This window comes from Psychrobacter sp. Pi2-52, from assembly GCF_904846705.1.
Lineage (GTDB): Bacteria > Pseudomonadota > Gammaproteobacteria > Pseudomonadales > Moraxellaceae > Psychrobacter.
Genome location: NZ_CAJHBS010000002.1, coordinates 50,731 through 65,981, shown reverse-complemented (window position 1 = coordinate 65,981; position 15,251 = coordinate 50,731). Strand labels below are relative to the sequence as shown.

Below are 15,251 nucleotides of genomic sequence, written 5' to 3'. Positions count from 1 at the left end.
CTATTATTCGTCATAACTTATAATAAATTTCATCTATGTCAGAACCTTTCTCAAATTGATGTCCTTGCTAAATTAGAGTCCTTTCCAATCGTTCAGTACGATACCAAACCCGATAGAGGTATTTTCATGATTATAATCAATGATCGACTCACCATAGCCTTGGAATAGCTGAACCATACCATTAACGTTCTCTGAGATAGGATAGATATAGTCGATTTGCGCAGCACCTTTATTGGTACCTGGATTGTAGCGCAAGGTACCGCTAATGCTCTGATCAGCCGGCAAATCATACAAGAATTTGATATCACCGTAGCCCATGTAGTCTTCGATATCTGGATTATCGTCATCGCTACTACTTTCGTTATTTACTCGAGCCCATAGGCGCGGTATGACTGAGAGTCTGCCCCACTCTGCGCCCGCCATGAGGTAAGCACGATTCCATGAACGTGATAATGGATCATCTTGTCCATTCGAGTGATGCACAGCACCTGCGCCCAACATACGCAGACGTCCACCAAAAGGCAGATCTGCTGTCACAGGTTGGGTTAAGAATATTTCAGGTTGATAATCAGTAGCACGGAATGGACGTGAGTTGTCTTCGTTATAAACTTGCCAATGTGATTCTTGAGTATAACCAAACCATAGATCAGCACTGGTATCAAACAAATCTTCTGCGACTTTTGTTTTTAGAGATAATTGGAATTTTAGCTCAGTTTCGCGTATATCATTAGAGTCAAAAGGATCTGTTTCTTGTGATGGTGTACTTGGATTTAAATTGGGATCGAAAGTATAAAATAATGGCAACAGATACGTCGGTCGATATGGTCTAACCGTCCAAGTACCACGCTCACTGTTTTTATCTAGGTCATAAGATAGACTGAGTGGCGAGAATTTTTCGATGTCTGTTTGAGTGACACCGACATTTTCTAAAATCTGTGCCTCACTATTCGTTTCAGCATCTACTTCTATGTTGCCATTTGCCTTCAATTTGCTAGCTGCTGTTTGCTGACTGGTCATTAAAATGGTATCTGCATCTTCAACTGTCGTACCACTCATCGCCGTTTGAGACTCAGCCAATATCACTTTTGGATTACCTGAGACCGTACTTTGAAAGGTCTTTGCCAAATCAATTGGTTGTTTGGTTGAGGTATAGCTTGGTGTCTTACCTTGTTCAGCTACTTTATCAAAACAAGCGAGGCGAGCAGCACTAGACTGGACTTGAGTACATTCAGAAAACAGCTTGGCTTGCTGGGCAATAAATTCTTTGCTAATTATTTTGCCATTTTGTGTACTCATATCAGAAGATATCGCACTGTTATCGAGACTCTGTGATAGGTCAAGACCCTCATATTCGAATGCAGCTTCGGGTGTTGGCAGTTCGTTATAAGTCTGAGAATCATCAGCAGCTTGTACTTGTATCGCGGTACAACTCAACGCAAGCGCAACTGCAATACGAAGAGGCATAGGTGCATTCTGGTAAGACGGCTGTTGGTGACGCTGAGTAATGGTATGGGCAAACATAAGTGTCCTTTATCTAACTAGCATTAGCGCTAGCAGAGTATATGAGGTAATTAATATGGCCATTAGCGTTGTCGCTAAAATAGAGTTGACTGAGACTATCAGCTAATCGCAGATGTTAGGAGCGGAAAAAATGACAATTAGTGCCCCTGCTGCATTGTTTCCTTATTGTAATGAAAATATAAGCACGATACTAGCTTTATCGATAGTTAAAATAAGCACCTATCAATATAATCTCTTATATAACAAATACTTAATAAATATTCTATAGCATGAATTTAATGACATTAAAAAAGCCAGCATACTTTTCTTAGTATACTGGCCTTGTTAGCATTCTTAAGAATTCTAGAAATATAACACTGTTTTCTTAAGTGTTCATTGTTGAATGTTAGTTGTTCAACGCCGATAACGTTTGCTCAAACTCTGAGCGGCCAATCTCACCAACTTGCTGATTTACTAGCTGACCATCAATATAATACAGTAGCGCTGGTGGACCAAAGAGTTGGTAACGAGACAACACGGCTTTTGAGTCTGCCGTCGTTTCAGTAATATCGAGCTTTACTAGTTGCCAATCTTGCATCTGTGCTGGACGATTATGAAACAGGTTCTTGTCCATAATGCGGCACTCAATACACCACTCTGCTGTCAGATCAACAATGACATTCGGATTGGCTGCGACAATGGCATCTAGCTCGGCAAGCGTCGTGATCGTCTTATCAGTGGTGCTATCACTATTCGCTGGTTGACCAGACGTTGACTGCACCATCATCGGTGCTGCACCCAATGACGCTAGTGGATGTAAGCTATCGTCATTGCCCAATGCAGCGCCAACTATTAGGCAAGCCGCCCAAATACCAGCGATAAGGCTTAGTGCTTGGGTCAGCATACGACCTTTACCTAACCAACTCCATGCCCATGTTGCCACGACCATAAACCACAATGCCCATACCATCAGCATGACTGGCGATATAAAGACGCGCTCAATCAATAGCAGTGCCACGGCAAACAGTAGTAAAGCAAAGCCTTGCTTAACCCAATTCATCCACTCGCCTGCCTTTGGCATAATCTTGCCTTGAGTAGCACCGATTAGGATAAGCGGCGCTGATAAACCAAAACCTAGCATAAATAAAGCGGCAAAGCCGAGCAACGGACTACCAATGGTAGAGACCGCCAATAATGCCCCAAATAATGGCGCAGAAACACAAGGTGACACGACTAGCGCTGATAAAAACCCAGCGATTAAACTGCCGCCTGTACTACCAAGCTTACTGTCACCTGCTTTGCTTAAGCCTTGCATCTTTCGACTGATCGCTTGTGGTAATCGCACACTGAAAAGACCCAACATATATAGTGCGAGAAGTATAAAAACAATAGCAAAGCTAATGAGAATAATTGGATTCTGCAGCCAACCAATAATACCTAAAGACTCACCGAATACTGCAATGACAGCGCCCAAAATACCATAAGCAGTCGCTACCCCAATCGCGTAACTGGTGGTCAAGATGACACCGCGTCTGACCGTTGGGTTTTGCTCACGAGCCACGATATTGGCCACAATAGGTAGCATGGGCAATACACATGGGGTCAGTGCCAAGCCCAAACCTGCCAAAAACAACAATAGCAAGGCAAGCCATGGATGAGAGGCTAAGCCAAAAGGATCGCCATCGACGAAACTGTTGCTCAAGGTATTTTCGCTATTGGCCGTCTCGCCTGTTACGCTGCTATTTGCTGCAGAAATTGTATTCGTCGCTGCACTACTATCTAAAGAATCATACTCTACAGCGCTGTCATCAATGAGGTCATAATCAATAGCCCCATCGTCTGTCAGTGCTTGCGCCTCATCAGGCAAAGCATTATCAAGTTCTACTGAATCAATATCTTCTGACGTCGCCGTCGCACTATTCTCTGAATCGGTCGAGCTCACACCACTCTCTGCTGATACCTGCGTCGATGCAGCTGCAATATCGACAGTCGTATTAATCTTTTCAGGTGGATAGCACAGTCCTGCTTTTGCACAGCCTTGCCAGCCGACGACGATAGCGGCGTCTTCTATATTCTTGCCACTATTGTTCGTCAGTGTGGTGGTAGCGACCATATTCGCTTGGTCAAATACCAGTACCTTGCCAAATGTTGAATCATCTATCGAATATGGTGTCTGGCTAAAGGTAAAAGGTGCAGCCGTCACGCCAGCGGGTAGCGTAAGCTTGATTTGCTTTTTATAGACGTAATGTTCAGGAGTGATATCGAAATTAATAGATAACCGCGTACCTGCTTTGACGGGGGTACTATCTGTACTTACCTGAAACGCTTGATCTACTGGCAAGAACTTTGACTTCGATGAGCTTTCACTACTACCAAAAAGGTCGCCTAACCCTGCCGCTTGTACCGTCGATGTCGTTGACAAACCTGTCAGCAATGAGCCACTAGCGATAGCAAGCGCTAAGATATGTGATTTTTTCGAATGAGTAGATACGCTAAATGATGAGGACTTTGGTGATATCTTGATGGACATGAATGGCTACCTATTATTACCGATATTTTAATCAATCTGCTCGATATTTATCTGCGTGTCGCAGCAATGTCTATCTTGGTTTTAACTTTTTCTGGTGGGTAGCATAGTCCAGCGGTTGCACACCCTTGCCAACCAATAATAACAGGCGCGTTTTTAGCGCCCTTACCATTACTCGTCGTCAGTGTCGTGGTTGCAATGACGCTTCTTTGCGTAAATACAGGAACCTGACCAAAGGTCGGATCATTGATTGATACTGGTGATTGATTGAAAGTGAACGGTGTGGCGCTTATTCCTTTAGGGAAGCTCAACGTAAGTTTATCCTTATAAACATAATGCCCTGGCGTAATTTCAAAACTGATCGACAACCGTGTGCCTTTGGAAGTCGCTTTGGTATTACTGACCACCTGAAAGGCTTCATCCACTGGTAAGAACTTTGATTTTGCCGAGGAGCTATTTTTAAATAAGTCGTTTAGCCCTGCTGCTTGTGCACTGACCGATGTCATTGACAGAACCGTTACTAATGAAGTGCTTGCAACAGTTAGAACCAATTTATAAAGGTTTTTAGAAAAGTATTTATTAGACTGTTGGATCAACATAGATGATTACCTTTGATTGCAGTTTGCGATGACTGTTTTGGTGAGCGCCTAGATATATTTATAGCACTGACTATCAAACTTGTACTGAACAGTAGGCGATTTATCTACTGATAAAAAATATCAACCAATAAGGGAATATTGGTTGATATTTATAAATTATTGAAAGTGCATGGATGAACGAATGTTTCATTCTACAAGGCTATATTAGTATCAGAATTTGTTCACTATACGTCTGTTATTAAGCTTTATAGCTGAGCATAAAGATCCGCATCTTGACCTTCACCACCTTGTTGACCATCAGCACCTAACGAAAACAAATCATAAGGTCGCCCTTCACTACCTGGTGCAACGTATTGCATCTCATTTTCCCAACCATCGGTTGGATAGCCACCTTTAATATACCCACCTTCAGGATAGTTTTTTGCATCAGCAGGCGGTGTCGTAAGCGCCTCTAACCCTTGAGCGGTCGTCGGATAACGTGAATTATCAACCTTATACATATCTAACGCATTTGAGACAGTGGCAAGCGCCGTTTCAGTTGTTTTCACACGGGCCTTATCACTTTGACCAACTACTTTTGGTACCACTAATCCAGCAAGAATGGCTAGGATCACAATAACGACCATAATCTCGATAAGAGTGAATCCTGCTTGACCAGACTTTTTTATCGCACTGCGCCGCATAGCTGAAGAAGCGGTCTTATGGTCAGTTACAATATTTGAATGGGATTGCATATTCTGAATAGCACTTTTTGGCGTCATATTTACTTGGAATTTGTCAGTCATAGTCATCGCTTTGGTCATCACAGTTATGTAAATAGTAAAAGTGGCGTTCTATTGTGGCTCTCATCAATGATATATCAATGAGTTCTGAAACTATTGTCACTATAAACCATGGTTTTATTTTTATCCAGCGCTGCGCCTAGTTTGAGTTTGCTATTTCAGCCGAAGCTAAATATTGAATGACACCAACTGTATGACTATTGATTCGTGCTTACTATAGCGCGGCGCTTATGTTTGCCATAGCAAAAATAGCGTTCGTTCAACAATATACAACAGTAAGCAAACCTTAAGAAAGCTAGTCCAAGGCTTAGCAAGCAAGTGAGGTGATATAAATAGAGTAAAAGAGAACTAAATAGAGGTTTTGGAGATTGGCAGCTAGCTATACATAAAGAATGATAAATCATCGGCTAGCGAATTAACTTAGCCTGCTAAATCGTTCATATTAACGATAGGTAGCATAACCGCCATCACAATAATCATAACTACTACGCCCATCAGCACCAGCATTAGAGGTTCAAGTAGTGATAATAAAGTACTGATAAAATTGGTTGCTTCTGCCTCCTGCATATTGGCGGCACGGCTCAGCATATTTTCAAGCTCGCCTGAGTTTTCTCCACTTTTTATCATCTGTACCATCATCGGTGGAAAGTAAGTAGATTTCTCTAGTTGGCTAGACAAGCTAGAGCCTTCTGTAACCCTATCAGCCGCAGTGATAATGGTTTTTTGGATATGCAAATTGGTCGTGACCGCAGCCCCAATATGTAATGCCTCAATCAATGGGACTCCTGAGCGTACTAGTATCGCAAGGGTACTAGCAAATCGCGCAGCATTTAACCCTTTCGACAATCTGGCGAGTATCGGCAATCTAAGCGCCACGCTGTCAATTGTTAATTTACCTGCTTGCGTTTGGGCAAAACGGTAGAATAAAAATGCGGTACTTGCCAATATCAATAGTATTAGCCACCACCACTGAGTAATGATATTCGATAGCGTGAGAACAATTTGAGTAATTAGAGGCAGCGCTTGCTCAGACTGCTCAAAGACTTTGACAATTTTGGGCACGACGAAGCTCATCAGTCCCATAATTACCGCTATTGCCATTACCATCAGGACAATTGGATAGACCATGGCCCCTTGGATTTTCTTTTGAAGGGCAAAACGGTTTTCGGTGTAATCTGCTAGCTGATTGAGGATAAGATCGAGGTGACCAGATTTTTCACCTGCAGCAATCGTAGCGATATATAACGGTGGAAAGCTAGCGGCTTGTTGCAGGGCACGTGCTAAGCTGAGTCCTTCCAAGACATGTGAGCGTACCGCAAGCATTAGGGATTTGATATGAGTCTTTGGAGATTGTTTAGCAACCGCTGCCAAGGTTTCCTCAAGTGGGATACCCGCTGCTAGTAGCACAGATAGCTGACGTGTCAGCAATGCCAGCTCGTATGCAGACGGTTTTTTGTAGCGGTTTTTGCTCTGACTCTGTCTGTCATTAACCGGATTGACTTCAACGGGTGTCCATTGCTTATCACGCAGCTGCTGGCGAATTTGCCGCGCAGAGTCCCCTTCTAGCAAGCCTTTTTGGACAACGCCATGGTCGTCAAGCGCTTTGAAATGATAGGCAGGCATGGCAACAGATATCCTAAGAGGCTTACAGGTAGACAGTTATAATTTATGACTTAATAGAAATTTATTAATTTGACATTCAACGCTTAGAGCAGTGGCGTTGAGTCATTACTATCAGGCATTAAACCTTGTAATAATAAGACATCCAAATGCTGCTGCTGTAGCTTTTTATCAAAGTCATTGACCTCAGCGATTAGCATTCTTTCAATACGTTTATCACTCGCGAAAACACTCAAGCGCGCACAAATAACGGCCAACTGATAAATGCGTTTTTTGCAATAACCGTCAAGACCTTGTAATAGCCTAACCATATGCGGGGTTTCAAGACTGGCGTAATCATAGTCAGCCACGACTTGCTGTCCAAGGGCTGTGACGCCATAAGTGATCGACAAGTGAGCACAATAATAACAGCTGAATAAATAACCAACCACATGACCAATATAATAGCCTCGATCGTAGGTAAAGCTACTCACGCCAAAATGTCCAAGCACATAACTATTGAGGCTACCTTGGTCGCGAATTGGCTTGCCGTGCTTTAACTTACCGACCGTAGCAAAGCACAATGGATTGCGACCATCTTGAGTCGTCAGCTGCCAACCGGCGGGCTGCTGTGCAGGCATATGACGCACGATATCTGCAATAATGTCATCGACCACATGCAGCTGCTGCCAGAGTCTTTCGAGCGTATCCGTATCCATCAACCCACGTTTATTAAGCTGCTGCGCAAGTAAATATTGCTGATATTCCGCGAATTGCGGCTTCAGGGTTTGTACTAAATAAGTAGGACGCGTATTGGCAGATGCCATGTATAACAGTCGAGTACGCTCATGCTGAGCACGATAAAGCGCCACACGCTGCGTAGCGACATTAGTTTCTTGAGCCACAGGTTTTGCAGCTACAGTAAGACTATCGGATGACTCAGATATTACTGCTTCAGTTGCTACCGCCTCGGCATCTGATAAGGTAAACATCGTCAATAATGCCGCCTTATCAGGTGTCTCTACCGACTCATTTTTCGGCGCATTTTTGCTGACATGCGGGTTCTCTATAGCAGTGTTTTTATCAACATTACTTTCTGTTTTAGCAGTTGTAATGGTCTCTTGTTGGCCATTGCTTCCTGCATTTAGCTTTGCGGTCGGTTCAGTCATAACATACCATCAGCAGCGAAAATAAACATCGTCTCGATCCTTTTATATGCCTATCGTATAAGGACATATAACGCGCTACAACATCAACGCTTTTGTCTCGACGACTCATCAACCCATAGTACCTGAACACAGACTCAATGTCAGCTGCCCTTAACTAAAATAGCCATAGCAAGTTACCAAAGGTCTTATAGATATGAGTGACTCAACGTTTATAAACAATATGTATTCACAAATTAAAAAAAGCGCCAAGGATATATAGATGACCTTAGCGCTTCTAATCGAGATTTTACTTGAATAACTTAAACAAACAGCAACTGAAGCTATGCAAGATTGTTCTGTCGATACTGCTGACGGTATGCTTTTGGCGAGACACCATACACACGTTTAAACGCCTGACTAAAAGTCGAGTCTGAGGCATAACCTACCATCTCGCTGATACGGCTAATACTGTTTTGCTGTAAGCGTAAATAGCGAGCTGCCAATCGTAAGCGGTAATCGATCAGATAAGTTAATGGCGGCATACCAACAGTGTCTTTGAAACGCTGTGCAAAGCTAGAACGCGACATCCCAGCTACTTCTGCAAGTTGATGAATGGTCCAGCTTTCACTCGGTTCCCCATGCATTGCGGCTAGTGCCTTGGTCAAAAATGGATCCTTCATGGCTTTAAGCCAGTTTTCTGTGGCTTCAGGCAAGCTTTCAATATAGACGCGCAAACACTCAATCATCATGATGCTTGCCCAATGATTGATTACAGCCGTTTTGCCCATACGCTCACGCTCAGCTTCTAGTGTTAGCAGCTTTATCTCTACATCAATCACTTCAAACCGTCCGTCAGCAGCATCATTGAGCTCTGGCAATATCGGTGGCAGTACTGACAACAGAGGATTAATCATCTCTTTGTCGTATTTGCATTCGATCAGTATCAAAGAAGAATTGGGGTCGCCATCGCCATCGATATCAAGTGTACGCTCGGTGCAATTACTCAATAGTTCATCAAGCGACTCGGCAATATCGCCATGGTGATTGAGTGCGTAACTCACATGCTTGTGCGCATTCGGAATCATGATCATGTCGCCAGCGCGAGCTTCTCTTAGACCATTACCAACATCAATGCAAAAACCGCCAGACATTACTAAGTAAAATAAAATGGTGTCTTTTCTAGTAATAGAATAAGACCAATTGCCAGTGCCATTTAGACGATAATACTTAGTCTCAAATAAATGCACGTTTTGCAGCAATACACTCAGTGCGTCCATCAATCAATTCCTCAATAATGCAGATTAATAACGATTCATCTTAAAAAAATAATAGTATTCTTAATAACAATTTCTGTCAGTTTCCTCTATGCCAATGCTTGCTCCAATAAATAATTTTTATTAAATATAATGGATGTGATAGCACTTAAGCATAATGCATCATTTAAAATGTCATGTCTATTTACTTATTAGAATTACTAAACAATAATAGAGTAGACACAGTCACGCTAGACCTTAAGGAAAAGCTATAGGAAGTGTTGATAAGAATTTGGGGGATTATCTAGTATTGAAGGTGTTATCAAACTCAATCTAATTAATCTTATAAAGATAATGCAGAGATAAAATCGAATAGGCATAAAAAAATCGCCATCAAGGGCGAGTGCTATTACTGATATATTTTTAGATTAAGATATGATTTGTATGTAGATACAAAATATGGGGCGACTGATGGGACTCGAACCCACGACAACCGAGATCACAACCCGGGGCTCTACCAACTGAGCTACAACCGCCATAACTATTGCCAAAGAATAGGCAAGATTTGCAGGCTAAATGGTGCGCCTGGCAGGATTCGAACCTGCGGCCACCTCCTTAGAAGGGAGATGCTCTATCCAGCTGAGCTACAGGCGCTCTTAGAGGACTTTTATATACTAAGCTTACTTTGCGATATATTTTACTATATCAGAAACTAAACCGTTATACATAAAAAAAAGCCTGTAAGGCTCTTAAAATAGATGGTCGGAGTGATAGGATTCGAACCTACGACCCTCTGGTCCCAAACCAGATGCGCTACCAAACTGCGCCACACTCCGAAATTCTCTATTATCACGATAGTTTGTTAATCAACTCGTTGTTGGCAATGCCGCTAACTTGTTAATGTTCCTCGCTATCGAGGTGCACATATTAAGGGGTAAAGGCGATTGTGTCAACACCTATTTTCGATTAATTTCAAATAATCGCTAATTTTTTTAAAATTACGTCAATTTCGCCAAAATAGTGACAGCAAGACCCTTTATCCATCAGTCATTCACGCTGTCATTGATAATGATATTAAGCTTTGTCCAAATGTGGCAGTACTTCACCGTTAAGTGTGCCTGTCAAAACATTAAACGGCATTAACCATAAATGGGCATCGGCTGACTCATTGTTTTTAATATTATCGCTACTGTCTCTCTTATTATTATCACTACCATAGTGAATTTGTTGCTTGAGCACCACTGGCTGCCTATCACTACCTAGCACTGGGTAAACCAACCAGACCTGCCCCGCCAAGTAAGCTTGTGCATAGCTGGTCAATTGATAAGCGTCGCTCGCACTAATCGCAGCGGCATGCGGTAAGTACTTCCATTTAATATCGATGACATGACTGTAGCGACCTCTGGTTTTGTTTTTGGCTTTAGTTTGATGAGCTGCTATATCGTTCTGATTTTGACAATCATCAGAGGCAGTTTTAAATATCAGCAAATCAGGCCGTATAGACAAGCACGCTAGTCCCTCAGCATCGTTTAGCCAGACACTTTGGGTTTGATAAAAAGGACGGTAATTGCTACTAATCTGCTGAAACATAGATGCAATACGCTGACTTGCCCATTGCTCAAAAGCTTGATTCATATCAATCAATAAACATAATCTTAGCTGAGAGCAATTTTGTCTACTTGGATCAATACCGTTACCTGTCGCAGCTGTCGCCTGTTTTAGTAACCAGTATGCCAAGTCTACTAACTGCTGCGCGGTGTGCAATTTTTGCTTTTGAAGTGGCTGAGCGTCTAGCTGACGCTTTGCTTGAGCATATATTACCGCTATCTGCTGCATTTCGCGGTTGTTGATCGTAGACACCTGCTGCCATGGCTGCAACAGTTTTGAAGAAATAAACTGGGGTAATAAAGGCATCAAGTAAACCAATGCACTCTTAATCAGCCGATTGGCCAACATGTCGTGACTTAATACGCTACTTTCACAGATGAACCTATGCGGTTGCATACTATTGTGACGCAGTTGTTCTTTGATGAGCAGTCGACCTTGCAGGGATGCCTGATTTTCAATCTGAGCCTGATAATGCTTGGTTGGTTGATAATCCATTAAACGCTGCAAAAACTGCTCAATCAGCCAATCTGATATAGGCAATTCTTTTAACGGTAAAGGAGTGGACTGGGAGTTAAACTGACCGAAGTTTTTCGTATTGGGTAGCTTACGATTGTTACGCGTATCAAAATGTATCAAATCCGATAGCATACCCTGTACCCAATGACGAGTCTGGACAATATTGCTAGTCTGAGTAGACTGATTGAGCTTTGGCAATATCTCAAGCGTCATGCCACTAGGCAGTAAAATAATCCCAACGTAGTGCCCAACCTTGAGCTGCCATTGGCCTTGCTTACGCTTGATAGTAAATGCTGCAAACTCTTGTACTATTAGCCAATCGAAGTCAGACGCTTTCAAAAAATCATGCACGGTCAGACGTTGATGCTCAAACACGGTGATAACGTTCATTGTGACGACACTACTGTTAGGGATACGAGTCTGACGACTGTTTGCCCTAATAGCGTGTTGCTTGGTGTCATATGGATTATTCGTTATCACTGAACGGTCACCCTGCTAGTACAAACGCTGATAGATAGCAGCATGATTAAATTCACCATCCCTAGCGATCAGATCGGCATTGATAGTATAGCTATTCATACTCATAGATTGATCAAGAAAAGAACCCTGCCCTGCAAACATTTGGTGTTCAGCGGAAGCATTATTTTGGCTGTTCATCGGATTATACAAGTCGTCATTCATTAGCGCTTGACTGTCCTGTACGAACTGCTTGCTCGTCGGTTGCTGCTCATCTCCAAAGATATACTGCAGCACTGTAATTTGGCCACCCGCAGCTTGAGCCAATTGAGGAATAATTTGTTCGACGAGCGCCGTTTGTAATTGCTCTAACTGAGTGACTGCGAATAAAAACGCATGACCCAACTGCGCTTCTACTCCCAGTGTCTGCACGATACGTCTATTCAAGCCTGTTAGTAATTTACTCAAATCTATCGCACCTGCTTCTAAGTCTTCAGACAGTCCAGTGTCGGTGTCATTGCTGGCTCGAATTGTTGATAGTAAATTAGGCTGCGGCGGACAATCCATAAAGCGAAAACGTCGGCGTAATGCCATATCAAGTGGCGCTAAAGAATGGTCTTGGGTATTCATAGTGGCATAAATATCGACATTGGCAGGAACACTAAAAGCACGCCCAGAATACGCCAAACTTACTGTCATCGCATTCGGCTTGTCCGCTCGTTTATCAGGCTCTATCAAACTGAGAAGCTCGCCAAACACCCGTGACACGTTAGCACGGTTAATCTCATCAATCAGCATGGCATAACGCTGCTGAGGGTCGCGGGCGGCACGTTGGCATAGCTTTAAAAACGCCCCATCTTGCACCGCGTAACTCATTTGAGTTTGTTTAGAAGGGCTGTTATTTGCTTGAGCAGCACCATTCATGACAGGCCGTATACCTTCTACAAACTCTTCATAACCGTAGGCTTGATGGAAGCTCACCATACTAAAACGTTGCTGACCAATGTTTTGATTTTGATGGGGTTGGTTGTCACGCTGTGCCTGCTGAAACTCTGCTAATTGCTGCGATAAATCTTCTAGTAGCACCATACTCTCTGGCAATAAATACCATGCCCCACTATTGTCCTTATCAAAATAAGCTTGGCTAGCGCGGTTATCAAAACTGACTGTTTGAGAGTTTGTAGGACTATGTCTGCGTAGCTCTAACCAAGCTGTACTATCTAGATTTTTATCACGTGAGTTCTGAGCAGCTTTGGTCATAAAAAAAGGATGATCAATAATTTCTCGTACCTTTAACAAGTCCTGTTGTTCAGCACGTAAATCTAAAAACACCAAACACAATACTTCGCGCCAGCTTAAACCTTGCAGCAGTTGTTCTAATAAATCTTCATTTTCAGTCTTGGGTAGATAGTCGGTGTATTGCTTCGCGATTTGCAGCAATCTATAGGTTTTACCTGTACCAGCAACGCCCGTATAAATAATATTTGTCGGTTCATGAGTAGACATATCAGGCATAACGTTATCCAGCGGCATTGAAAACAGGTTTAAAATAGACATGCTAACATTTTGTCATTATAACGTGACTGTCTATTGGCATGGTAACTATAGTCAACCTTCTATAAATTGGATACGGTGTCAGTCTCGCTTAGTCTACTATTTGTAGTACTTCCACTCAGGCATCCTTTGTCCAAATGATGCTGACATATAAGATACCTAGACTACTTTAAGTGGCGATCTAAATTGATGACATAACCTAGCAACATAGCCACGCTACTATAGTTTTGTAAGCGCAGCAGTTCATGCTAATAATAGTAGGAAGGCAATGGTTGATGTACCATAGTATTTGTAGCGACTTTCATTATCTATATTTGTGTCGCTATCATAAAAAGCCATGCTAAGAATGTCATTCAACTCATTTACGTTAAGGAATTTTGTATGTCAGGATTATTAAAAAAACTACCCGCCAAGTTGACCAATAAACTGCCAGCCAAAGTATCTGACAGCACAAAATCATCAGTTGAGAAGCCTAGCAGCACGCTAAAACCAATTAGCAATCAATTTACCAAACTGCTATCAGTCACCAAATATCTGCCTGCTGGTGCACGCTCAAGTATTTTATCTAAAGCCTTTGGCAAGGTCGTCCCATATGTCGGCACAACTGGCATTTATTATGAGACGGTAGAACCAAACCAAGTCGTCGTTAGTTTAAACAATAATAAAGCCGTCCAAAACCATATCGGCTCTATCCATGCAGTCGCCATCACGTTACTGGCTGAGACAGCAACGGGTTTTATTTTGGGTTTGAACTTGCCCTCTGATCGTATCCTACTGATTAAATCTTACTCGGTAAATTTCCATCGTCCAATCAAAAAAGGTCAAATTGCTGCTATTGCAAGCTTGTCTAACGAACAGCGTTTGGATATCCTAAACACGCCCAAAGGTGAGATGATTATTCCTTGTGTCATCAAAGATCGTGAATCTGATAGTGATCGTGACCCAATTGTGGTTGAGATGACCTGGGCATGGATACCAAAAGCGGAACTAGAGGCACGCCGCCAAGGTAAAGCGTCTGAAAAAGTTGCAGAAGATGACTCTAAAACCGAGGCATCAATCGAAGAAAGCAATGCTTCATCTACTCAAAATAATAGTACTGATAAGTAGCTAGTAAAAATTGATAACAAACCCAATGAGGAAACAGTATGTCCAAACTTAGTACTTGCTTATCTACGCTAGCGCTCGCCGCCATGTGCTCATTGGGTTTTGTTCATAGCGCTAATGCCAACACAACGACAGCTGTCAGCATTGCTAAATCTAGCCCTACTTTCTTGGGCGATGGCGGTACTTATCCTTTTTCAGAAGCTGTACGCGTAGGCAATACATTATATATGTCGGGACAAATTGGCTTTAAAGATGGCAAACTGGTCAAAGGCGGTATCAAAGCTGAAACCAAGCAAATGCTCGATAACATCCATATCACGCTATTAAAGTACGGCTACCGAAAGTCTGATATCGTTAAATGTATGGTCATGCTGACTGATATGGATGACTTTGATGACTTCAACAAAGTCTACAAGGCTGAGATGATAAAGCCCTACCCTGTACGCTCAGCCTTTGGCGTATCAGAATTGGCTGCTGGAGCAAGCGTTGAGATTGAGTGTATGGCTGCCAAATAATAGCGGCTAAAAACTCTAAAGCTCCACAATTAGAAAAACGTTAAAACTAAAATAACTGGCTATTCACACCAGCTATTTTTTGTCTGTTAT

11 protein-coding genes and 3 tRNA genes are annotated in these 15,251 nt (G+C 42.5%); 2 read left to right on the top strand and 12 right to left on the bottom strand.

Translation table 11 applies throughout. From position 1 onward, the window contains the following. Nucleotides 1-72 precede the first annotated feature (72 nt). From JMY00_RS01535 to JMY00_RS01480, 12 genes are all read right to left on the bottom strand, one after another. Nucleotides 73-1,521: a phospholipase A gene (locus tag JMY00_RS01535; protein WP_201578861.1), complete on the bottom strand. Its 1,449-nt coding sequence runs from the start codon at nucleotides 1,519-1,521 to the stop codon at nucleotides 73-75. A gap of 385 nt (nucleotides 1,522-1,906) precedes the next feature. Continuing rightward, entirely contained in the window at nucleotides 1,907-4,030 is a 2,124-nt protein-coding gene (gene dsbD / locus JMY00_RS01530; protein ID WP_201578860.1) for a protein-disulfide reductase DsbD, read from the bottom strand. A gap of 47 nt (nucleotides 4,031-4,077) precedes the next feature. After that, nucleotides 4,078-4,626, bottom strand: a complete 549-nt coding sequence (locus tag JMY00_RS01525; protein ID WP_201578859.1) for a protein-disulfide reductase DsbD N-terminal domain-containing protein — start codon at nucleotides 4,624-4,626, stop codon at nucleotides 4,078-4,080. A 245-nt stretch (nucleotides 4,627-4,871) separates the two neighbouring features. Further along, on the bottom strand, nucleotides 4,872-5,309 hold the full coding sequence (gene gspG, locus JMY00_RS01520) for a type II secretion system major pseudopilin GspG (protein WP_102078113.1): 438 nt from the start codon (nucleotides 5,307-5,309) through the stop codon (nucleotides 4,872-4,874). 519 nt (nucleotides 5,310-5,828) lie between these two features. Then, a complete protein-coding gene (gene gspF, locus JMY00_RS01515) occupies nucleotides 5,829-7,031 on the bottom strand; it encodes a type II secretion system inner membrane protein GspF (protein WP_201578858.1) in 1,203 nt (400 codons plus the stop codon). Between the two features lie 83 nt (nucleotides 7,032-7,114). Beyond that, on the bottom strand, nucleotides 7,115-8,176 hold the full coding sequence (locus JMY00_RS01510; RefSeq protein WP_201578857.1) for a hypothetical protein: 1,062 nt from the start codon (nucleotides 8,174-8,176) through the stop codon (nucleotides 7,115-7,117). Nucleotides 8,177-8,496: 320 nt separating this feature from the next. Further along, entirely contained in the window at nucleotides 8,497-9,432 is a 936-nt protein-coding gene (locus JMY00_RS01505; RefSeq protein WP_201578856.1) for an AraC family transcriptional regulator, read from the bottom strand. A gap of 436 nt (nucleotides 9,433-9,868) precedes the next feature. Then, nucleotides 9,869-9,944, bottom strand: a tRNA-His gene (locus tag JMY00_RS01500). Nucleotides 9,945-9,985: 41 nt separating this feature from the next. Beyond that, nucleotides 9,986-10,062: transfer RNA gene (locus JMY00_RS01495), tRNA-Arg, on the bottom strand. A gap of 105 nt (nucleotides 10,063-10,167) precedes the next feature. Continuing rightward, a tRNA-Pro gene (locus tag JMY00_RS01490) sits at nucleotides 10,168-10,244 on the bottom strand. Between the two features lie 238 nt (nucleotides 10,245-10,482). Next, nucleotides 10,483-12,012: an McrC family protein gene (locus tag JMY00_RS01485; protein WP_240990615.1), complete on the bottom strand. Its 1,530-nt coding sequence runs from the start codon at nucleotides 12,010-12,012 to the stop codon at nucleotides 10,483-10,485. Nucleotides 12,013-12,027: 15 nt separating this feature from the next. Continuing rightward, entirely contained in the window at nucleotides 12,028-13,545 is a 1,518-nt protein-coding gene (locus JMY00_RS01480; protein WP_240990614.1) for an AAA family ATPase, read from the bottom strand. Nucleotides 13,546-13,923: 378 nt separating this feature from the next. Between JMY00_RS01480 and JMY00_RS01475 the strand changes: the two genes are divergently transcribed. Both JMY00_RS01475 and JMY00_RS01470 read left to right on the top strand, forming a co-directional pair. Beyond that, the gene (locus JMY00_RS01475) at nucleotides 13,924-14,649 is read left to right on the top strand and encodes a DUF4442 domain-containing protein (RefSeq protein ID WP_201578855.1); all 726 of its coding nucleotides are present in this window, start codon (nucleotides 13,924-13,926) and stop codon (nucleotides 14,647-14,649) included. A gap of 38 nt (nucleotides 14,650-14,687) precedes the next feature. Further along, nucleotides 14,688-15,161 (top strand): RidA family protein, encoded by a 474-nt coding sequence (locus tag JMY00_RS01470; RefSeq protein ID WP_201578854.1) that lies wholly within the window; start codon nucleotides 14,688-14,690, stop codon nucleotides 15,159-15,161. Nucleotides 15,162-15,251: the final 90 nt, after the last annotated feature.